This is a genomic window from Leisingera sp. MMG026 (genome assembly GCF_021654205.1).
Lineage (GTDB): Bacteria > Pseudomonadota > Alphaproteobacteria > Rhodobacterales > Rhodobacteraceae > Leisingera.
In genome coordinates, this window is sequence record NZ_JAKFZM010000014.1 from 75942 (window position 1) to 97953 (window position 22012).

Consider the following 22012-nt stretch of genomic DNA (forward strand, 5'->3'; position numbering starts at 1 on the left):
GACCGGGGCGGCCGCGTGCCGCCCCGCAAGTGCTGCAAACCTTTGGGATACGGCAGAATGGAAGCAGATTATGCAGTGATCGGCGGCGGCGTTGTCGGCCTGTCGGTGGCCTGGGGGCTGCTGAGGCGCGGCAAGCGCGTCACGGTGCTGGACGGCGATGACGGATCGTTCCGGGCCAGCCGCGGCAACTTCGGCCTGGTCTGGGTGCAGTCCAAGGGCATGAAGCAGCCGCGCTATGCCAGCTGGAGCCAGCAGTCCGCAGCCGCCTGGGCTGGGTTTGCCGCCGAGCTGGAAGACAGCACCGGCCGTTCCGTCGGGCTGCAGCAGAACGGCGGTTACGATCTGCATTTCTCCGAAGAGACGCTTTATGCCACCGTGGCGCAGTACGATGCGCTGAAGGACAAGCTGGGCGGCAACTACCCTTACGAGGTTCTGGGCCGCAACGCGCTGAGCCGCGAGGAGCCGCATATCGGGCCCAAGGTGGCAGGCGCGATCCTGCATCACCAGGACGGGCACGCAAATCCGCTGCGGCTGCTGGTATCGCTGGCCGACGATGTGCGGCGGCTGGGCGGCAAGGTCCTGAACGGCAAGACCGTCACCGAGGTTTCCAAACCGGATGCCTTTCAGGTTCAGTGCAGCGACGGCACCGCGGTCACAGCAGGCAAGGTTGTGCTCTCCGCCGGGCTGGGCGCGATGGAGCTTGGCCCCAAGCTGGGCTTCAAGGCGCGGGTGCGGCCGCAGCGCGGCCAGGTGCTGATCACCGAAAAGCTGCCGAAGATGATCAACCGCCCGTCGCTGATTGCCCGCCAGGTGGATGAGGGCGGTATTCAGATCGGCGCCACCAACGAGGAGGTCGGGCTGGACGATGGGGTAACGCAGCCCGGTCTTTCGGGTCTCGCCGCCGAGGCCATTGCCGCCTATCCGGCGCTGGCCCGTGCGCAGCTGGTGCGCAGCTGGGGCGCGCTGCGTATCCTGTCGCCCGACGGCCTGCCGATCTATCAGCAAAGCCCGGAGCTGCCGGGCGCCTACCTGGTTACCTGCCACAGCGGCATTACCCTGGCCGCGGCCCATGCGCTGTTCCTGCCGGACTGGCTGGAAGGCACCGCGGCCGCCCCTGATCTGGAGGTGTTCAGTGAAGACCGATTCCCCGTTTCTTGAGCTGCAGGACAACGCCCCCCGCGTGCGGGTCTGGTTCGACGGCCAGCCTTTGGACCTGCCTTCAGGCGCCAATCTGGCCGCCGCGCTGCTGGCCGCCGGCGTGCAGGTGTTCCGCCATACACACGTTTCGGGCGCGCCGCGGGCGCCGTTCTGCATGATGGGCGCCTGTTTCGAATGCCTGGTAGAGACCGGCGGCGGCGTGCGCCAGGCCTGCATGCTGGAAGTGGAAGAGGGCATGAAAATTTCCCGTCCGCATGAAGCGGAGGCTGGCGATGCAACACTGTGACCTGGCAATCATCGGCGCCGGCCCTGCCGGTATGGCTGCAGCTGCCGAGGCCGCGCAGCGGGGCCTGAGTGTAATCCTGCTGGACGAGCAGAACCGCCCCGGCGGGCAGATCTACCGCGACGTCGACCGCGCTGCCGGGTTGCGCGGCGCCATCCTGGGGCAGGAGTATCTGCATGGGGCTACCCTGACGGCGGGCCTTGGCCAATCGGGGATCAGCCATATCTCCGGCGCCATCGTCTGGGCCATCGAGGACGGCTTGCGCATTTCTTTCACCCGCCAGGGGCGCGGCGATCAGATCCAAGCAGACCGTGTGATCCTGGCCACCGGCGCGCTGGAGCGTCCGATGCCGGTGCCCGGCTGGACCCTGCCCGGTGTGATGACGGCAGGCGCCGCGCAGATCCTGCTGAAGCAATCCGGCGTTCTGCCGCGCCGCGCCGTGCTCGCCGGGTGCGGGCCACTGCTTTACCTGATCGCGGCGCAGATGGTGCGCGCAGGCATGCCGCCGCTGGCGCTGGTCGAAACCCAGACTGGCATCAGCCCGATGGCATCAGCCCGCCACCTTCCCGGGGCGCTGCGCGGCTGGCGGTATTTGGTCAAAGGCTTGAAAATGCTGGCAGAGATCAAGCGGGCGGGCGTGTCCCGCTATACCGGCGCAACCGGGATCACGGTGCAGGGCAGCACCCAGGCCGAGGCGGTGGCCTTCCGCAGCAAAGGGCGCGATCACCGCATCGCTTGCGACACAGCCCTGCTGCATCACGGGGTGGTGCCGAACACCCAGGCCGCCCGCTCGATCAATGTGCCGCATGTCTGGTCGCAAGCGCAGCAGTGTTTTGTGCCCGAGGTCGGGACATGGGGCGAGTCCGCCAAGGAAGGCGTGCTGATCGCCGGCGACGGCGCCGGCATCGGCGGCGCCCTGGCCGCTGAATTCGCGGGCCGTACCGCAGCCCTGAAAGCGGCAGAGGAACTGGGCCGGATCACCGCGCAGGAGCGCGACAGGCTTGCCGCGCCGCTGCTCAGCCGGCGCAGCCGGGAGACCGCGGTGCGGCCGTTTCTGGATGCGGTCTATCCGCCCTACGGTGCGGCTTTGCAGCCTGCGGACAGCACCATTGTCTGCCGCTGCGAGGAAGTCACGGCAGGTGACATCCGCAGCTATGCCAAGCTTGGCTGTCTTGGACCAAACCAGGCCAAGGCCTTTGGCCGCGCCGGTATGGGGCCATGCCAGGGCCGCTATTGCGGGCCGGCCGTGACCGCGCTTCTGGCCGAGGCCAACGGGCAGACCCCGGATGAAACGGGTTACTACCGCATCCGCCCGCCGATCAAACCCGTAACACTGGGCGAATTGGCTGCGATGGACGACCCATCCGCCACTGCCGCTGAATAGGAGAGAAAAGTGATCGAACGGATTGAAACCGGCCCCCGCATGAGCAAGATCGTGAAGCACAACGGCGTGGCCTATCTTTGCGGTCAGGTCGGGGACGGCGCAGACGTGGCCGAACAGACCCGCGACTGCCTGTCCCGGGTCGAGGCGCTGCTGGCAAAAGCGGGCTCCTCGCCGCAGCAGATCCTGCAGGCGATTGTCTGGCTCGCCGACATCAAGGACTTTGCCGGGATGAATGCGGTCTGGGACGCCTGGGTGCCGGAAGGCCACGCCCCGGCCCGGGCCTGCGGCGAGGCGCGGCTGGCGCGGCCGGATCTGAAGGTGGAAATCATCGTGACTGCCGCCTGCTGACCAGATCCGGATCTGTGCCGCGCATTTGCTGATCCGCTTGATTCCAGATCAGCTTTGGAGACCAAAGGCTCCGGCATCCTGTGATGCCGGAGCCTGGATTGTAACGGAGCCGCAGCCGTTTTCCGTTTTTCAGTACCGCTGCCATGACAGTCCGCAGGCGGTGTTTTCAGACATTCTCCAGCGGGGCATCCACTGCCGTTTCGGGGCTGGTTCCGTTGTGGCGGTAGTAGGTCGAATAGATCGTTGCCCCGACAAAGGTGATGCCCCCGGCAAGATTGCCCAGCACGGTGGGGATCTCATTGTAGAGCAGGTAATCAGCCCAGGTGAAACCGGCCCCCAGCAGCAGCCCGGCGGGAAACAGGAACATGTTCACCACCGAATGCTCAAACCCGAGATAGAAGAATATCAGGATCGGCATCCACATCGCGATCACCTTGCCCGATACGCTGGTCGACATGATGGCGGCAACCACTCCGGTCGAGACCATCCAGTTGCACATCACGGCCCGGATAAACAGGGTTGTCATGCCGCCCAGCCCGGCCTCGGCATAGCCCAGTGTCCGGGCTTCACCGATGGTGCGCAGTTTCTGCCCGACGTCGCCGGCTTCCTGGGTGAAACCCATGGTCAGGATCGTCGCCATGAAGATGGCTGTTGTCATGGCACCCAGAAAGTTTCCGGCAAAGACCAGTGCCCAGGTGCGCAGCATGGCGCGCGGGGTGCAGCCCGGACGGTTGGTCAGCACTGCAAAGGGCACCAGGGTAAAGACGCCGGTCAGCAGATCGAACCCCAGCAGGCTGAGCATGCAGAAACCAACCGGGAACAGCAGCGCACCGATCAGCGGGTTGCCGGTGTTGACGGTGACGGTCACTGCAAACCCGGCGGCCAGGGCCAGGATCGCCCCCGCCATATAGGCCCGGATCAACGTGTCCTTTGCGGACAGGCCGACCTTGGAGGCGCCGGCTTCGACCATCGCCTCGGCAAGTTCATGCGGTTTGAGATATGACATCCGGCATCCCTCAGCTTTGCGACGGGCGCATGGGATCAGGCATGTCCAGCACCGGGCGGTAGCCATCCGGATCGGCATCCGGCACCGGGTCTTTGGCGGTTCTGTGCGCGCTGCCGCGCGACAGCAGGATCAGCAGCGCCGGGGTGACGGTGAATTCAACCAGCAGCCCCAGAAAGATCGTTGCCGTGGTGACAAACCCGAAGGTGGCAAGGCTTTGCACGGAACCGGTTGTGTAGACGATGAAGGCCACCACCAGGATCAGGGTCTGTATGCCCATCGCCTTGCCCGCGCTTTGGAAGGTGCGGTGCAGGGCGGTGTCCAGATCCGCGCCCTGCTTGCGGCGGTCCAGGAAGTTGCGGGCGAAATGGATTGTGTCGTCGTCCAGAATGCCCAATGCAATCGCGCCGATCAGGATGGTGAAGGGATCCAGGATAATCCCCATGTGGCCCATGAAGCCCAGGACCAGCAGCACGCAGCAGACGTTGATTGCCGCCATTGTCAGGCCGATCACCACCGACCGGGCGATCAGCATCATCACCAGCGCCACAATCGCGGTTGCCATCAGAAAGGAGGAAATCTGCGTTTCCGTCAGGAAGGTGCTGATCTCCAGCCACATCGGAACCACGCCGGTGACCACAACCCCGGCATCCGGATAACCCGCTTCGGCCATCACGGCAGCGGCCTCGGCTTTGATGGTTTCGACCAGCGGCGTATAGGCGCTGTAGGCGCGCGACGGCACCAGGAAGGTCAGCCGGGCTTCGTCAAAGCCGGCACTGGCGACCCGCTCCATCTCGTCATGGCCGGAGCTTTCGAACAGCAGGATCAGCTGGGCAATGGCATTGCGGTTGTCAGGAATGGCGTAGTTGCCCAGGGTCTGTTCCGACAGTTCCTTGACCACATCAGCCAGAGTGTAGGATTTGACTGCCACATCCTGATCCACCGCTGCCAGTGCCTGTTGCGTGATGGCATCAACAGCGCGCAGGGCGGCGGGCTCTTTCAAGGCGTCGGTCTTGCCAAGCGAGATCAGCACCTCGATCGAGTTGGAGACCGGAATTGCCGCATTGGCGGCCTGATGCGCCTGAAACAGATCCGAGTCCTTCTTGAAGGTGCCCAGATAGTAGTAATCCGTTTCCAGCTTGCTGACACCGGCGACAGCAAAGGCAACCAGCACTGCAAACACCGCCACAATCAGCCGCGGCGCGCCGATGGCGAAATTTGCCATCGCGGCAAGCGCCGGGCTGTGCGTGCTGCGGCCCGGTTGCTGCCGGATACGGTGGCCCCACAGATTGGCCAGCAGCGGGAACAGGATCAGTGTGAAGATGCAGGCTGTCATCAGGCCGATGCCCAGAGTCAGGCCCACATCACGCACCGGCAGCACGCGCGAGCCGGAGAAGGCAAACAGCGCGCCGGCGGTGGTGATATTTGCCAGCAGCGCCGGGCCGCCGGCCTGTTCCATAGTGTCCAGAATGGCCGCCTGCACCGGTTCGCCCTTGCGCCGGGCAGTGGTGAAATCCGACAGCAGATAGGCCGCGGTGCCCAATCCGACCGAAATCAGGAAAGAAGGGACAATTGGCGTAAGCAGGCCCGCGTCCGCGCCCCAAAGCCCCATTGCGCCAAGGGCGCCACCGATGGAGAGACAAGCAACCAGCGGCGGCAGCGCCAAGGCCAGCCGGTGGCGGAAGGCGATGAAGAAGCCCGCCATCACCAGGGTAAAGGTGATGCTGCCGAAAATGCCGCTTTCCATGCCGACAATGCGCTGCACGTCCGCATCAAGGATCGGCGCGCCGATGGCTGTGCCGTTCCATTGAGCATAGTCCGGCTGCGCAAGAATGGCGCGCACCGCCTGGGTGAAGCCCTCTTTGTCAGCATTGGAGAAGGTGCTGACGGTTTCCACCAGCACACCGAATTGGCTGCCGCGATCGTTTACGAACAGCCCGCGGTAATAGGGGTGGGCGGCAGCCTTTTCCAGCCGTTCGGTGACTTCGGCCTGCGTCAGGCCGGCATGCAGATAGTCACCGACATCAAGGACATCATCCTCGCCCGAGATGGAGCGGACATTGTGCAGCGCAGTCACCCGGTCGACACCGTCGATGTCTTCCAGCTGCGTTGCAAATCCCTCCAGCTCTTTGACAAAAGCCGCATTGGCCTCTGGCGGGGTCAGCACGATAAAGGAAAACTCATCCGACTGGTATTTCTCCTTGAAGGCGTACCAGTCTTCGATGACCTCGGCCCCCTCCAGGAAAAAGCTTTCCGGAGAGGTGTCAAAGCCGACGCGGGCAAGGCCGCTCATGAGGGTGGCGGAGACCGCCAGCATAAAGACGACGGCCAATATGCGCTGTGCCAGAACAAAGGATGCGAAACGCCGCATGAACCTGGCGAGAAGGGGTTTTGAATGTGTCATGGATCTTACTGCAGCCTGATGGATTCAAGGTTGATTTTGTCCTGGACCATGTCCGAGAGGGCGAAGCGCTGCACCTTGCCGTTGCCGGTGCGCGGCAGCGCGTCGAGAAAGAAGATCTTGTGCGGAACCTGGGACTTGGCAAACATCCCGCTGATGGCAGCTTTCAGGGTCTGCTCCAGCCCGGGGCCGGCGGTGGCACCAGCGGCGGGCACCACAAAGGCATAGGGCCGCACCAGGGGTTCGGGATGCTCGCGCAGGACCACTGCGCATTCGGCGACCAGCGGATGCGCGTTGAGGAAGTTCTGGGTTTCCGCAGGCGACACCCAGACGCCGCCGACCTTGGTCAGGTCGGTTGCCCGGCCCAGGTAGTGGAAGCGGCCATCCTTATCCATCCGCATGATGTCATCGGTCCGGTACCAGCCATCCTGAAACGCCTGGGCGCTTGCTTCCGGATTGCCAAGATAGCCCGTCGCCACCGAATTGCCGCGCACCCAGGCCACGCCGGCCTCACCGGTGCGGGTCACCTGCCCGTGCGCATTGCGGATTTCGATGCTGAAACCCGGAACGATGGTGCCGATGCTTCTGCCGCCAGGTTCACCCTTGGGGGTGGCCAGGGCAAAGGACATGATTTCAGTGGCGCCAAGACCATCCTGAATGCTGATGCCGCTGATCTGTTCCCAGGCGTCATCGACAAAGGGCGAGCGGGCCTCGCCGGCGGCGATGCACTGGCGCAGCGTCGACAGATCGCGCGGCGGCTGCTTGACCAGAATGCTGTAGACGGTCGGCACCGAAAACAGCACCGTCGCCTTCTGCTGTTCGATCTGGTCCAGAATGGCGGCGGGATCGAACCGGCCGTTGCCCAGCAACAGGGCGGCACCGTGATACAGCGCGGTCATCGACACCGAAAAGCCATAGGAATAGCTAAGCTTGGAGGTGACGATAACGTTGTCCTTCGGCGACAGGCCAACGTTGTGACGGCCATAGTTCTCGGCCATGTTGACCAGGTCGAGGAAGGAATGCGGCACCGCCTTGGGCAATCCGGTGGACCCCGAAGTGAAGATCACAACGGCTTCCTCCCCGGCGCTTGCGGCTGCGGATTGCGGGCCGGCTGCGGTCTGGCTCAGCAGCTGGGCGTTGCTTTCAAGCAGTGCCACCGGCAGCAGATCCGCCAGGCCCGCCTCCATGCCGGGGCTGCACAGCGCATGCACCGGTGCGGCGACCTGCATCATGGCGCGCAGGCGGTCCTGCGGCAGCGAGCTGTCCAGGGTGACCGGCACGGCGCCAATGCGCCACAGGCCTGCAACCGCGGCGATATGGGCAAAATTGCCTGCCCCCGCCACAAACACCCGCGCGCCGCGATCAATGCCCAGCGTCAGGAAGCGGGCAGCCGATACGCCCGCCGCATGATCCAGATCCTTCCAGGTGAAAATCCCGCCGTCCATCTCCTTGATCGCCGGATCGCTTGCACTGATGCCTTCCGCACGCTGGCCGATCATGCGGTGATAATAGTCAATGCTGTCATCACTGGTCAGCGAATGCGGGTCCGCAGCAGCGCTGGCCTGGGACAGTGCGTCGTCACTTCCGGCGGCTTCCGGGCTGCCGTCGCCGATCAGGCTGCCCCAATCGACCCGGCCGATGGGCTTGTCGAAGGCGCGCAGGTCTGCCAGTTCAAACCCGGTATCGGCGGCGATTTCGCGCAGCATGCTGACTTCGCGGTGCGACGGCGCAGCCCCGACTGAAGTGTTTTCATAGTGTTTGCGCAGCGCCAGCATGACGGTTTCGGCGATACAGGCAAAAGCGACCCCTTTGGGCATCGGAATGCCAAGCGCCAGCTGCGGGCGGCCAGGATAGGCAATGACACCGCCGTCCATGATCAGCACATCATCGCGTTCTTCGCGGCAGCGATAGCTGATGTTGCCGGGCCGGGACAGATCGCAGACCACGCTTTGCGGGCGCAGATCCTCAGGCGTGATCAGCTTATCGGTGGAGCTGGTGGCCGAGTAAATGATGTCGGCATTGCGCAGATCGCGGCTGCAATTGTCGGAAATCACGAAATATTCGGGATCGCGCAGCAGCTGTTCCGCCAGTGCCGCAGGGTCGGTTTGGCCGTCCATCAGCTTCATCGCGCGGTCCAGAACGGAGCCGGCACGGGCCGGAAGCTCGCCGTCGCGGGACGCTTTCAGCCCCGCAGCCAGCGACCGCTTGAGCCGCAGAAAGGATTTTTCCAGCGGGGTCGCCGGGTTCACAAACAGATACAGGCGGCGGGCCCGGGCCGATATCATCTGCACCATGCCGCTGCCGATTGATCCTGCCGCGCCGATAATCGCCGCGGTGGCGTCGCTTTGGCTGCGGCCCAGCGTGGTGGTGGCGCGGTCCGCGGCCATCAGGGCTGCTTCGATGGTGAAGCCGTTGCCGGTGGTCACCGCCTGGCCCAGCGGATCAATCCGGGAGCCGCCCCGTGTCACAATCGAGGTATAGCCGCCCAGACCGACAATCCGCGCACCGCGCTTGACGGCCAGGTTCACACATTTCTGCACCAGCTCGCAGGCGTCGTCCTGCGGCATCGCCAGCAGCTGCCGGGCACTGCGGGGCAGCAGGATAAAGTCGCCAACCGCGCTTGAGCCGTCCTTGCCCTTGATCCGGGCGCGGCTCAGCAGGATGGGCTCGTCGAACTCGCCCAGAAGATTGGTCAGCACGTCGCGCTGGCTGCGGGTCACCTGCCGCAGCAGCGGATCGAGGTTCTGCAGATCGTCGGTTTCCAGCTGATGCACGATAAAGCCGAAGCGGCCTTCGTCCGGGCCGATTTCACCGACCGGATCCGCGCCTAGGAATTCAACCGCGGATTCCCGTTCCCCTGCCTTGGCGGTGCCGGTGATATGCTTGGTGGCGCGCACCGTGTCCTGTGCTGCCAGCGCATCCAGGCATTCCTCCAGCGCGGCTGCGTAGGTTTGGCATTCCTCGTCGGTGGTCAGATAGCTGGGCATGATCCGCAGCACGCCCTTGCAGTTCGCCGCCGGAGTGACCCGGACGCCGTTTGACAGCATATGCCCCGCCGTCAGCGCCGGATACTGCTGGCTGGAACCTGCCAGGCCCAGGAACGCGCCCTCCGACCCTGCGACCACATTGGTTTGACGGCTGAATTCGATGCCATGCAGCAGCCCGCAGCCGCGGGTGTCTGCGATCAGATCCGGATAGGCGCGCTGCAGCCGTTGGTGAATGTCTTCCAGGGTGCCGCTGCGGGCGCGGATGCTGCGCAGCAGCTCGCTGTCGTTTTCCAGCAGCACGTCAAGCATCGCGTTGGCGGCGGTTGCGGCATAGGCACTGCCGGCAAAACTGGACATCTGCTGAAAATCCAGCGACTTGGTCACCGCACGGGGGCCAAGCAGACAGGCCGAAATCGGCATCACGCCGCCGCCCAAAGCTTTGCCCAGAACAATGATATCCGGATTGCCGCCGGTCCATTCGGTGGCAAAGAAATGCCCGGTGCGGCCGGTGCCGGTCATGATCTCATCATGGATCAGCAGAACACCGTGTTTGTCGCACAGGGCACGGACAGCTTCGAAATAGGCCTTGGAGGCCAGTTTGACACCGCCCTCGGATTGCACCGGCTCCAGGATGACCGCCGCCATCGAGTCACCCTCGGCCGCCAGAGCGCGGTCCATCGCATCAATGTCGCCAAAGGGCACAAAAACCGTGCCTGCCAGTTCGGCAAATTCATTGACCGGGTCGGTATGGGTGACAGAAAGACCGCCGATGGATTTGCCATGGGTGCCATTGACCGCCGCGATAAAGCGCAGCCGCCCGGTCGCCAGACGGGCAGAGTTCAGCGCGATTTCAATCGCTTCGGTGCCGGTGGTGGCAAAGTTGACACGCTCGGTGATGATCGGCGACAGCGACATCAAACGTCGGGCCAGCACTTCGGTTGCTTCTGAAAAATAGGGCTGGACCAGATTGGTCAGCGGCAGTTTCAGGGTTTCTGCGACCGTTTCCGCAACAGGATTCGGGCCATGGCCCAGCGGCAGACAGCCATGGCCGGGCACAAAGTCCAGCACCAGCTTGTTGTCACCGCAGTGCAGCTGGTTTCCGTTGGCGCCGACGACCTGGGTGTAAAGGCCGCAGGTCTTGAGCTTGCGGTCCAGCAGCGGGTTGATGGGGTTCGGCTCATTAAGGTGTCCGAAATGTTCCAGAGGCATAGGCTTAGTTCTCCTGATGGGGCGTCAAAGGCTTTGGGATCTGAAATGACCGCCGCCGAAATTTGGGCTGAAATCGATTTTGCTCAGGCTGATCAGGGTTTCCCGGCCTTTGCCGTGCACAATCATGTGGCGCGACCGCAGGATGTGTTTGCCATCCGGTGCCTGGGCCGCCTTGGACATTTTCTGTGTCTTCAGATGGCGCCCCTTCTGATCGAAGTAATCGATCTGGAACGGCACCATCGACCCGGCCCTGGCCTGGGTCACCGCGCGCGCATAGCCGATGCTGCGCCCGTAGCCGGCGCTGCGCACGGTGCTTTCCAATGTGATGCTGCTGCCGTTGCCGGCGGTGATCGCATGGGTGAAGTTTTCCAGCCGCATCGCCATCAGGTTGGCATAGCTGAAATCCGTTCCGGCAAAGGCATTGGCCTGCTTAGAGGCGGAAATGCGGCGCACTTTGCCAAGGCTGGGCAGCATCAGCCAAAGATCATTGTCCTTTCGGCCTTGCTCGTGCACCAGCAGTTTGGTGTCGCGCACATCCGCAGGGGCCAGAAAGACATAGCGGCGGTCGCTAAGATCCTTGCCGCCCTGCCGGGCCGTGGAGACTTCCAGATCGCGGGTGCGCACCGGCGCTCCGGTGCGGCGCAGCTCGACCTTGGCCATTGCCGCCATTGATCCGGTCAGCTCGATATTGTTGACCGCGGTGGCAACCTCCAGCGCATCAGGGGCCGCCAGCACCAGGCCGGGCGCCAGCATGGCGGTGGCCAGACTGCCGCCGCCAAGGGCAAGAAAACCGCGGCGGGGAAGCCGTGAAATAGAATCGGGCATGAGGGTATCCTTTTCGAAGTCCTGCTTCACTTTGCAAAGGTGCCTGCCGGCGCCGCCTGCAGGCCGTTGGAAATCCGGTAGTGTTCTGAATGGCCGGTAAGATGTTCCGCCAGTGCCCGCACCAGGGCCTGGCTTTTCAGCATGATCTCATCCAGTTCGGCCTTGGGGTCCGACAGATAGGTGATGGCACCGCCGCAGCCGATGGAGACGGACGCGCCCTGCTTCACCACCGTGCGGATGACGATCGAAAGATCGGATTGCCCGTTGTAGCCGATCCAGCCGATCGCCCCGGAATAGACCCCGCGCGGGCCTTCCTCGAGTTGATCGAGAATTTCCACCGAGCGGATTTTGGGCGCTCCGGTCATAGAGCCGCCGGGGAAACAGGAGCGGATGGCATCAACGCTGGTCAGGCCCGGTTTCAGCCGCCCGCGGATGGTCGAGACCATCTGATGCACGGTTTTATAGGTCTCAATCGCGCACAGCTTGGGCACATCGACGGAACCGGGGATCGAAGTGGCGGCAAAGTCATGCCGCACCAGATCGACGATCATCAGGTTTTCGGCGCGTTCTTTCTCGGTGCTCTGCAAACGCCGGGCCAGCTCTGCATCCTCTTGCGGCGTGGCCCCCCGTTTGACGGTGCCCTTGATCGGTTTGCTTTCCAGCAGGCCGGACTGATCCGCGCGCAGAAAACGTTCCGGCGAGGAAGACACAACCTCGGTGCCGCCGATATTCAGAAAGCCGCTGTAGGTCGCCGGGTTGCGCTGGCGGAGAAGCTTGTAGAATTCCCAGGCATCCAGATCTTTCAGCTCGGCGGTAATCTGGTTGGTCAGGCACAGCTCATAGCTTTCGCCGGCGCGGATCTGCTCCTGGCATTTGATAATCCGGTCCAGATAGGCCTGGGGGTCGTGCCGCATGGTGAATTCAAGCGGCGGGCGGGATTTGGCCGGCGCAAGGGCGACCTGCATCCTGGCCGCCTTGGCGAACGTTGTCTGCAGCGCTGACAGGGCGTTGTCGAATTGGGCTTCCTCGGCGTCCTGCGGCAAGCAGACCGCCGCATAGGCCGCATCTTCAAGATGGTCGATCACAAAGAACTGCGGCACATGGCGAAAGGCGGCGTCTTCGGTTTTCGAGGGCGGCGAGGAAACACCCAGGAATTCCGATTTCAGCTCATAGCCCAGCCAGCCGATAAGGCCGCCGAGGAACGGGAACGGCGGATGCCCGCCGGGACAGGATACAACACCCAGGCAACTGCTGAGATAGTCCAGCACCGGTATCTGCCGCTCGGCGGCAAGCGCGGTTCCCTCGTATTCGCGAAGGGTCTGCGTTTGCACGCAATAGGTCATGCTGCGGTCCGGGTCCGCGGGCGCCTCAACAATGGAATAGCGCGACAGCCCCTCCTGCGCGAGGCTGCTTTCCAGCAGCTGCGGACGGCGGCCGTTGACCAGGCCCTGCGCTTCGACCAGCGCCGCCGGGTCGATGGCGGCGCCCAGCTTGTGCCAGTACAGGCTGCGGGCGGGCGCCGCGCCTGCGGCATTGCGGCGGGCCTTGGCTGCGGTCCGGCCCTGATGCGTCTCGACCAGATTCAGAAAGTTGCCGAGAATCGCCCGGCCGTATTCGGTGGCAATCGATTCCGGATGGAACTGCACGCCCCAGCGAGGGGATTCGGTGCTGCGGATGCCCATCACAATGCCATCTTCGGTCCAGGCATCGCAGACAAAGCCCTGCGGCAGCTCCGGGTTCACGGTCCAGGAATGATAACGCATCACTTTCTGTGTCTTGGGCAGGCCGGCAAACAGCCCCTCGCCGCTGCAGGTGATCTGACTGACCCGCCCGTGCATCGGTTGCGGCGCCAGCTCAACCACGCCGCCACCCTCGACGATCATCGCCTGATGGCCCAGGCAGACCCCCAGCACAGGGCGGCTGTCGCGGCGTAGAATTTCCAGGGAAATGCCAAGATCCTTGGCGACGCCGGTGTTGCCCGGCCCCGGCGAGATGATGATTCCATCATAGCTCAGAAATTCCGGGCTCTGCAGAAAGCCGTAGCAGTCATTGCGGATGACATCGATGCAAAGACCATCGCGCTGGCCGCGCAAAAAGTCGGCTATATTATTGGTAAAGCTGTCAAAATTGTCGACGAGGAGAAGTTTCAAGGCTCTGTATCCCTTTACTGCCATAGGCTCATCAACCGGCTGGAAACGCCGTCAGGCTGAAATGAATTGCCCGGATAAGGCGGGAATTGCGGCCCGCCTGTCACCTATCGACTTTGAGAGTTCCGGTATCCGCCGCGGCTATCTAGCGTCGGCGCGAAACAGCAAAGCGGAGCGGAAATCCCCATGCGTACGACGGTTGGTATTATTGGCGGCGGCCCGTCCGGGCTGCTTCTTTCGATTCTTCTGGACCGTCTGGGAATCGACAATCAGGTGCTGGAACACCGCAGCCGCGCGCATGTGCAGCGCCGGGTGCGGGCCGGGCAGCTGGATCACGCCAGCGTTGCCTTCCTGCGCCAGGCCGGGCTGGCCGGGCGTCTGGACCGGCTGGGCCTGCCGCAGCGGGGCATGAACCTGCGCTGGCGCGGTCAGACGCGGCGTATCGACCTTGAAGCCTTGAGCGGCGGGCATTCCTGCATGGTTTACGGCCAGTCGGCGCTGACCTGCGATCTGACCAATGCGCTGGCCGCAAGCGGCCGCAGCCCGGTCTACGGCGCCGAAGATATCCGGCTGTCGGATCCGGAATCGGAACCGCATGTCATCACCTATCGCAAGGATGGCGCTGAACACCGGCTGGAATGCCGCTTTGTCGCCGGCTGCGACGGGGCGCACGGCCCGGCGCGCCGGCTGGTGAACGGCGCCGGGGGCGGCAGCAGCAAGCGGCTGCCGTTTTCCTGGGTCGGCGTGCTGAGCGAAACCCCTCCGGTCTCGCCCGAGCTGACCTATGCCTATCACCCGCGCGGGTTTGCGCTGTGGTCGATGCGTTCGGACACGGTCAGCCGCACCTACCTGCAATGCGGCGCGGACGACCAGGCCGAAGACTGGTCCGATGACCGCTTCTGGAGCGAGATGCAGCGCCGCCTGGGGCCGGATGTGACCTTCAGCCCCGGCAAGGTGACAGAACGGCTGATGGTCCGGATGCAGGGCTATGTGGCGGACCGGATGCAGCTTGGGAATGTGGTTCTGGCAGGCGATGCGGGCCATACTGTGCCGCCCTCGGCGGCCAAGGGCCTGAACCTGGCCATCGCCGACATCCGCGAGCTGAGCGAAAGCTTCCGCAGGCTGCTGTTCGAGGGCCGGCAGGAGGCCTTGGCAGAATATGCGCAAAAGGCGCTGAAGCGGGCCTGGGCCGGGCAGGCCTTCTCGTGGCAGATGACGGATCTTCTGCACGCGCCGCCGTCGGGTGATCCGTTTGAGAGCAATCTGAAACTGACCCGGCTGGACAGCCTTTTGGCCTCGCCCGGGCAGCTAAGCCTGTTCTGCCGGGACTACACCGGCGCCGAGGCTGCCTGACCATGCTGCAAAGACTTCTGAAACCGGGTCTGATCCTGTCCGTGGCCCTGTCTGCGGCGCTGGCCGCCGCGGCACCGGCGCGGGCTGAATTCAACGGGTATTTCGCCACCGGGGTGCAAGGCGGCAACCCCAATTTCACCGACAGCGGCACCGGCGTATTCGGACGGCTGAACTATCGTTTTTCCCACAGCATGGACGCGGCCGCCGGCACGCTGGATCTGTTTGCCGGCGGTGCCCTGCAGGGCAGCGGCCGGGAGGACCGGGCCATCAATGAAACCCAGTCCCTGCGCCAAGCATACGCAGAATACCAGGCAGGCAGCTTTACTCTTGGCGCCGGGCGGCACGTGCATGTGCAGGGGGTTGCAGACGGGTTCATCCCGACCGACGTCGTCTCGCCGCGCAACTTCCGCTTTGCCGTCTACGAGGAACAGGGCAACCGGTTCGGGTCCGACGGGATCTGGGGCACGGTGTTTCTCGGATCCGACGTCACGGCGTCCGCCTATGCCTATACCAACACCCGCAGCAGCGTTCTGCCGCAGGGGATTTACCCCGGTGCTTTGTCGCTGCCGGACGAACCGGTCGAAAGCGACGATCAGGCCTATGGCGGGCGGATCGGCTGGGCCGCAGGGTTCGGCGATCTTGGGATCAGCGTTTATTCAGGCCCGGCCAACCTGCCCTATCTGTCGGCGAATGGAACCGGCGTGCAGCCGGTGGTGCCGCATCTGTTCATGGCGGGCGCGGATTTCGACCTGGTCCGCGGCGCCTGGCGGTTCTACGGCGAGGCCGTGCTGCATGAGTATAAGTCCGGCAGTTTCGCCATTCCCGCAGCGCTGCTGCCCGAAGATGAGGTTCAGGCCGTCCTGGGTGCCGAGCGCGAGCTGGCGGGCACCAGCAGGCTGGCCGTTCAGCTGTTCTGGCGCGACCTGCAGACCAGCCGCAGCACCGGTGCCGGTCCGCTGGTACCCTTGGCGGCCGGCGTCAGGACCGTCTACGGGCAGTATGAAGACCGCCAAACGGGGTCCAGCCTGTCCTACACCTGGGAAAGCGACGATACCCGACGGTCCGCCGAAGCCACTGTTTCCAGCTGGTTTGAAGACGACCTTTATGTGCGGCTGCGGGGCAAGTACCGGCTCGGCTCCCAAAGCGTGATTTACCTCTATGCCGATTGGCTGGATGGCCCCGCGGGGTCGCCCTACGGCACCTTGGAGGACAGCTCCAACATCGGCATCGAATACCGGATATTCTTTTAAAGGAAAGGGCTTAACCGTGTTTCCGAAACGTCTGCAATTCATTCTCGACCGCACTGTCAATATCGCAACCCTGATGGACACCGCAATCGCGGGACGCGAGCATGAGATCTTTTTCACCACCGACGAGCAGCTGCCGCAGTACGGCATCCCGGATGACGGGCTGACCGGGGGCGGGCTGCGGCGTACCGTCAACCGGCTGTGCCACATGCTGCACAGCCATGGCGTCCGCCGGTTCGACCGGGTGGCAATCTGGAAAGGCAACTCGCTGGATTATTTTCTGTGGAGCTATGCGGCGATGCGCCGGGGCGCCATCTCGGTTCCGGTCAATGGCCGGATGCCGGTGCAGAATTTCCTGAACTTCATCCGCCACAGCGGCGCCAGGACAGTTGTAACCGATTGCGCCGGACTGCAGAGCCTGCTGGACAGCGGCCTGCCGCTGGACGGGATTGAGCGGGTCTTTTTGACCAATGGCAGCCTGGCCGTCCCGGGTGTCGAGGTGATCCCGGTACCGGACGCCTTTGCCCGGGCAGCGGTGGAATACACCCCGCCGCATATGGACCGCGATCAGCATGTCATGATCTGCCACACATCCGGCACCACCGGTTTCCCCAAGGGGGTTCTGCACGGGTCGGACAGTTTTATTCTGGCGGCCCAGGGCCAGATGCGGATCCAGTTCATTACCCGCCGCAACCCGGTGATGTTCGCAGGCTGGATGAACCACCATATCAGCCAGGCCGGCTGCATCACCTCGCTTGCGGCCGGGGTGCGGACCCATGTGGTGACGGACCTAAGCGCCGGACACATCCTGCAGTCCATCAGCGACTGGCAGCCGCGCCTGTTCTTTGCCTTTCCCGACATCTACCAGAACATGTGTCAGACCGGCCTGGACGGTTACAACCTGTCGTCGGTCCGGATGTGGATGTCCAGCGGCGACGCCATGCACGAACATTACATCCGGCAGCTGACGGCCAAGGGCGCCTTTTTGCGGCTGTTCGGCAAACCGCTGGTCAGCTCCCTGTTCATGGAGTTCTTCGGGACCTCCGAAATCGGCTTTGCGGCGCTGGTGAAGATCAGTGAACGGCGGACCCGGAATTTCGGCCGGATGGTGGGGCGGCCGACACCGGCCAGCCCGGCGGTGAAAATTGCCGATTCCGAAGGCCGCCGGCTGCCGGCCCACAAGGTCGGGCGGATGATGGTCAAGGGGCCGACACTGTTCAAAGGCTACTGGAACCAGCATGACCGCACCCATGATGTGGTCCGCGACGGCTGGTGGTGGACCGGGGATGTCGGCTTCCGGGACAATTTCGGGCGGTTTTACCAGATCGACCGCGATGTCGACACGGTGAACACAGCCCAGGGCCCGGTCTACGGCCTGCCGGTTGAAGAAGAAGCGCTGAAATTGCCATTCGTGCAAGAAGCCGCTCTCGCGGCCCGCCCGGCTTCCGGTGCGGACGAGGCAGTGCTGCTGCTGCAGATGGCGCCGGGACATGCGGGCAGCCCTGCAGATCTGCTAGCAGCAGTGAAAGCAAACTGCAGCTGGGCGCAGCACCTGTCGGAGGTGATCATCCTGCCGGAGGGCGCCAAACCGCCGCGCGGGCTGACTGGCAAAGTGCTCAAACGCGAAATCCGCGAACAGTTGCGGCAGCAGCCCGCAGCGGACGCCGCACAGCCGCAAACACCGGAAGGCAAGCCCGCAGCGGCCAAGGAACTGGCCAATGCCTGAACGCCACCCGATGACGACGCTGAACCGCATCTACATCTATTATGAAAAGATGCTTGCCCGTCAGGGGCTGAACGGCAATTCCTGCGACTGGTTCGAACTGGAAAACGCACCGGATCTGGATATCCTGCGCCAGGCCGCGGCCTCGGTGGCCCGGCGCCATGCGGCCCTGCAGGCGGCCGGCTCTTTTGCCGGGCTGACCGGGTGGGGCTGGACCCGCAACCCGCAGGCGCAGCCCGACATCCGCTATGTGCGCACGCGGGGACGCTGCCCGGAACAGGCCGCCGACCAGCTGGTGCCGCAAAATGTCTGGGGTGAGCCGCTGGACCACGCCAATGGCCCGCCATGGCGGATCTTTGTCACCGAATATGACGACCTGACCATCCTGCAAAGCGTCACCAGCCATATCTACACCTGCGGAAAATCCGCCAACCTGATCTCGGTTCAGCTGGTCAGCGCCTATGAGGCGCTGACGCGCGACGAGGTCCCCGTTGAAAGCCCGGCCGGGGTTCCGGACAGGGCAAATGCCAAACTGTTCATGCCCAAATGGTCCGCCTGGCGCCATCTGCGATCATTCGCGGCGACGATGCTGGACATGCTGCGCGAAACGGTGACCGCCCCGGTGGCGCTGGCGGGCAACACCAGCAGCAAGCTGCAGCGCGGACGGACCCGGGTGCGTTTCGAAGATCTTGGCCCCGATGTCTGGCAGCACCTGCGCCAGTTCGCCCGCTCCGAACAGATCAGCCGGCACCCGTTTTATCTGGCGGCCTGGGTTGAAACGATCACCGCTTTCAATGCCGCCAGGGGGCAAAAGCCCAAGGGCAAGGTCAAGCTGATCGACAATTTCTCGCTCAGGCCGTTTTCGGACCAGGATCTGGACGGCTACTATGACATCTGCGCCGTGCCCTACGCGATCGAGGTTCCCTCCGGCCCGTCAACCCGGACCCAGCGCGAGCGGATTTTTGAAACGGTTGAGACCCTGCGCGCGGGCAAGGTGCTGGACGACCTTACCCGCTACGCCTTTTACCACAAGGTGATTGCCTTTCTGCCCAAGGTGCTGGCGACCAAACTGGTGCTGATGCTGGTGGTGAAATCGCCGTTTATCCTGTCCAACATCGGCCCTGTACCGCCGCAGATACTGAACGCCTCGGCATTGCAGACCCGCAGGTACTTCAGCTTTCCGCAGCTGTTTCCGCCGGGCAAGATCATGCTTCTGATCACCACAACTCCGGACAGCCTGCGCGCCGTCTTCCTGTGGGACGAAGACGCGGTGTCCTGTGCCGAAATGGAAAATGAAATGATCCCTGCCTTCAAAGATGCGCTGGCGCGCTCCATCGGGCTTGGGGCTGCGGGCAGCCAGCCGCAGGCTGCGGAATGACCGGCGGCAAGGCGCTGCCGCTGCTGTGGTCGGACGGCGAATTCCATCCGCCCGGCAGCCCGGTCTATGCGGCATCCGAACGCGGCGCCACGCTTGGCGATGCGGTGTTTGACACGGTGCTCTGCCTCGGCGGCAAGGCAGTGCTGCGGCAGGCCCACCAGCGGCGGCTGGAACATACGGCGGATTTCTTTGCCCATCGTGCGGACTGCCGCCTGATTTCAGCCGCTTACGGCATCTGCGCCGAAACGGACGCAGCTGCGATCCTGCGGGTGTCCATCAGCCGCGGTGCAGGGGCACGCGGGCTGGCAACCGACCTGTCGCACTACAGCCGGGTGACCGCCACGCTGTCGCCGTTGCCGCCGTCGCTGCAATTCCAGCCGGTTGCGCTGGATATTGCCGAAGCCGCCAGAAACGAGACCTCGCCTCTCAGCCAGTGGAAAACCGCCGCATCTTATCTCGATGCGATCCTGGCCACCGGCACCGCCCGCCAGAAAGGGCTTGGTGATGCGCTGTTCCTGAACACCCGCGGGTTTGCCGCCTGCACCACGATGGCAAACATCTTTGCCATCAAAGACCGCAGGCTGATCACCCCGCCGGTGCACGACGGGGTCTTGCCGGGGGTGACGCGGGGGCTTCTGTTGTGTCTGGCGGCAGACGCCGGGCTGACCGCCGAAGAAGCCTCGCTCACCGCTACTGAGCTGCAGTCCGCGGATGAGGTTTTTGCCTGCAACAGCCTGCGGCTGATCATGCCGGTGACCAATATGGGCGGGACCTCGCTGCGGTTCCGGAGCGTCCTGGCCCGCTTGCTGCGGGACAGGATCGCCCAGGAAACCGGTATTATGCCGGCCCCGCCGGACTGGGCCGCGGATTAATCCGCGGCGGCCAGTTCCTGCTGCATCAGCACCCGGCTGGTTTCCGCGATGCTGTCATCAATCGGGCGGAAGCTGAGGCCCAGCAGCCTCTGCGCACGGTCGCAGGATACTTCCGGCGCCACGCCCAGATGCGGCAGGACATTCTGCAGAACCGGGTCGAATTTCGCCGCGGCCCGCACCATCGAATCCGGGGCGGCACCGGTCTTGATGGCCCGGCTCGGGAACTGCTTGGCAATCACCCTGGCAATTTCAACCATCGTCCGGGTTTCACTGGCGGCGATGACCCGCTGCCCGCAGGCGCCGTTGCGCAGCAGTGCCTGCACATGGGCTTCGGCTGCATCACGGACATCGACACAGGGGAAACCCGCATTGGGAAGCGCCGGATCGCGGCCCTTCAGGAACCGCTGGATGACGCCGATAGACGTCGCGCCGCTGCTGCCGATGGGCGGCCCGAAGGCAAGGCCGGGGTTGATGACAGTCATCTCCAGCCCCAGTTCCTCCGCCAGTTCCCAGGCCCGGCGCTCGGCGTTCAGTTTCGACAGGGCATAGGCATCGGTGCGGGGATCCTCCGGGTCGCTCCAGTCGCTTTCGTCGTAACACAGGCGGCCCGGCTCCAGCGGTTTCATCGTGACCGCGGCGATGGAAGACGTCACCACAACGCGGCGGGTGCCATGGGCGGCGGCGGCGCGCAGCACCCGTTCGGTGCCTTCCGCCGCCAGTTTCACCAGATGCTGCGGGTTCTTCGGCGGGCGGTCAGGAAAGGGCGAGGCCGTGTGGATGATCGCCCGGCTTGATTGCGCCGCCAGATCCCAGCCGTTGTCAGAGGTCAGATCGGCCTCGATGAATTCCAGCGGCAGGCTGTCCTTGCCCAGGTAGTCCTGCAGCGAGGCGCGGACCGGGCCGGCCTTTTGAATGTCGCGCAGGGTAATCACCACCCGCAATCCCCGGGCCAGCAGGGCCGCGGCCACATGGCGGCCCAGATAGCCGCCGCCGCCGGTGACGCAAATGCGGTCTCCGGGCGCGATTGAAAACTCCTCGAGGGTATCCTCAGGCATAATCGAACTTCCTTTTTGTGATAAACGCTGTCCGCACGCCGGACGGGCCGTCAGGCTGTCAGGCGGATTGTGCTTTCGGCCTGCTCAACCCGGACGCGGGCAACGGCGATGGTCATATTGCCGCAGCGCCAGGGCTTACCCAGAACCTTCAGATCGTATCCGCGCGGGATCAGGATCCGTGAATAGATGAACAACGGCATCAGCAGCAGAAACTCTGACAGGCCCTGCTGCTGGCCGAAATTGTAGATCCGGCTGGTGATGGCGTCGATTGCCTCAGACCGCTCGGCGCCGTTCAGCGACCGGCAAACACCGAACCGTGTTGCTTCCCAGACGCGGTCGCTTTTGGGCAGCGGTCCGTCATATTCCTGCGAAAAACTCTTTTCGATCATATAGGTGCAGGATGTCGGCAGCAGCCGCGAGACGCCGACCACCTGATCGGCGTTGTTGATGCACAGGACATATTCGGTTGCCGGCGTGTCGAATTCATCGAACTCCATGCCGTCGTAGCTGTTCAGGTCCCAGCCCAGACGTTCAACGAAAATCTGGTGCCGCAGCTTGAAATGCGCGCGCCAGTAGTGCGCGTATTTCCCGATATTCTGATTGTTCACGATGATAGTCCGCATGTCACCCAAGCCCCGC

General features: G+C 63.9%; 16 protein-coding genes. 9 read left to right on the forward strand and 7 right to left on the reverse strand.

Annotated elements, in window-relative coordinates; translation table 11 throughout:
- Positions 1 to 57 precede the first annotated feature (57 nt).
- Genes L1069_RS09785 through L1069_RS09800 form a run of 4 tightly spaced genes read left to right on the forward strand, consistent with a single transcriptional unit; the run spans position 58 to position 3173 of the window.
- On the forward strand, positions 58 to 1158 hold the full coding sequence (locus tag L1069_RS09785; protein WP_237455545.1) for an FAD-dependent oxidoreductase: 1101 nt from the start codon (positions 58 to 60) through the stop codon (positions 1156 to 1158).
- Positions 1133 to 1444 carry a 2Fe-2S iron-sulfur cluster-binding protein gene (locus tag L1069_RS09790; RefSeq protein WP_237455546.1) on the forward strand — a complete coding sequence of 104 codons (312 nt, stop codon included), beginning with the start codon at positions 1133 to 1135 and terminating at the stop codon, positions 1442 to 1444. Before L1069_RS09785 ends, L1069_RS09790 begins: the two co-directional genes overlap by 26 nt.
- Positions 1431 to 2825 (forward strand): NAD(P)/FAD-dependent oxidoreductase, encoded by a 1395-nt coding sequence (locus L1069_RS09795; protein WP_237455547.1) that lies wholly within the window; start codon positions 1431 to 1433, stop codon positions 2823 to 2825. Before L1069_RS09790 ends, L1069_RS09795 begins: the two co-directional genes overlap by 14 nt.
- 9 nt (positions 2826 to 2834) lie before the next feature.
- The gene (locus L1069_RS09800) at positions 2835 to 3173 is read left to right on the forward strand and encodes a Rid family hydrolase (RefSeq protein ID WP_237455548.1); all 339 of its coding nucleotides are present in this window, start codon (positions 2835 to 2837) and stop codon (positions 3171 to 3173) included.
- Between the two features lie 166 nt (positions 3174 to 3339).
- Here L1069_RS09800 and L1069_RS09805 read toward each other — a convergent pair whose 3' ends face one another.
- The 5 genes from L1069_RS09805 to pabB are packed head-to-tail and all read right to left on the reverse strand — an operon-like array spanning position 3340 to position 13748.
- Entirely contained in the window at positions 3340 to 4179 is an 840-nt protein-coding gene (locus L1069_RS09805) for a formate/nitrite transporter family protein (protein WP_129373369.1), read from the reverse strand.
- 10 nt (positions 4180 to 4189) lie between these two features.
- Positions 4190 to 6580, reverse strand: coding sequence for an MMPL family transporter (locus tag L1069_RS09810; protein WP_237455549.1), 2391 nt, complete (start codon positions 6578 to 6580; stop codon positions 4190 to 4192).
- A gap of 5 nt (positions 6581 to 6585) precedes the next feature.
- Positions 6586 to 10773, reverse strand: a complete 4188-nt coding sequence (locus L1069_RS09815) for an aminotransferase class III-fold pyridoxal phosphate-dependent enzyme (protein WP_237455550.1) — start codon at positions 10771 to 10773, stop codon at positions 6586 to 6588.
- Positions 10774 to 10797: 24 nt separating this feature from the next.
- Positions 10798 to 11598: an outer membrane lipoprotein-sorting protein gene (locus L1069_RS09820; RefSeq protein ID WP_134831624.1), complete on the reverse strand. Its 801-nt coding sequence runs from the start codon at positions 11596 to 11598 to the stop codon at positions 10798 to 10800.
- A 26-nt stretch (positions 11599 to 11624) separates the two neighbouring features.
- Positions 11625 to 13748: an aminodeoxychorismate synthase component I gene (pabB, locus tag L1069_RS09825; RefSeq protein WP_237455551.1), complete on the reverse strand. Its 2124-nt coding sequence runs from the start codon at positions 13746 to 13748 to the stop codon at positions 11625 to 11627.
- 183 nt (positions 13749 to 13931) lie between these two features.
- On the opposite strand from pabB, the gene L1069_RS09830 reads away from it, so the two are divergent.
- The 5 genes from L1069_RS09830 to L1069_RS09850 are packed head-to-tail and all read left to right on the forward strand — an operon-like array spanning position 13932 to position 20318.
- Positions 13932 to 15098 carry a 4-hydroxybenzoate 3-monooxygenase gene (locus L1069_RS09830; RefSeq protein WP_237455552.1) on the forward strand — a complete coding sequence of 389 codons (1167 nt, stop codon included), beginning with the start codon at positions 13932 to 13934 and terminating at the stop codon, positions 15096 to 15098.
- Positions 15099 to 15100: 2 nt separating this feature from the next.
- Positions 15101 to 16348, forward strand: coding sequence for a hypothetical protein (locus tag L1069_RS09835; RefSeq protein WP_237455553.1), 1248 nt, complete (start codon positions 15101 to 15103; stop codon positions 16346 to 16348).
- Positions 16349 to 16364: 16 nt separating this feature from the next.
- Positions 16365 to 18071, forward strand: coding sequence for an AMP-binding protein (locus tag L1069_RS09840; protein WP_237455554.1), 1707 nt, complete (start codon positions 16365 to 16367; stop codon positions 18069 to 18071).
- Positions 18064 to 19446, forward strand: a complete 1383-nt coding sequence (locus L1069_RS09845; protein ID WP_237455555.1) for a hypothetical protein — start codon at positions 18064 to 18066, stop codon at positions 19444 to 19446. Before L1069_RS09840 ends, L1069_RS09845 begins: the two co-directional genes overlap by 8 nt.
- A complete protein-coding gene (locus tag L1069_RS09850; protein ID WP_237455556.1) occupies positions 19443 to 20318 on the forward strand; it encodes an aminotransferase class IV in 876 nt (291 codons plus the stop codon). Before L1069_RS09845 ends, L1069_RS09850 begins: the two co-directional genes overlap by 4 nt.
- Here L1069_RS09850 and L1069_RS09855 read toward each other — a convergent pair.
- Both L1069_RS09855 and L1069_RS09860 read right to left on the reverse strand, forming a co-directional pair.
- Positions 20315 to 21373 (reverse strand): NAD-dependent epimerase/dehydratase family protein, encoded by a 1059-nt coding sequence (locus L1069_RS09855; RefSeq protein ID WP_237455557.1) that lies wholly within the window; start codon positions 21371 to 21373, stop codon positions 20315 to 20317. The genes L1069_RS09850 and L1069_RS09855 overlap by 4 nt on opposite strands.
- 50 nt (positions 21374 to 21423) lie before the next feature.
- Positions 21424 to 21996, reverse strand: coding sequence for an acyl-homoserine-lactone synthase (locus tag L1069_RS09860; RefSeq protein ID WP_129373358.1), 573 nt, complete (start codon positions 21994 to 21996; stop codon positions 21424 to 21426).
- Positions 21997 to 22012 lie beyond the last annotated feature (16 nt).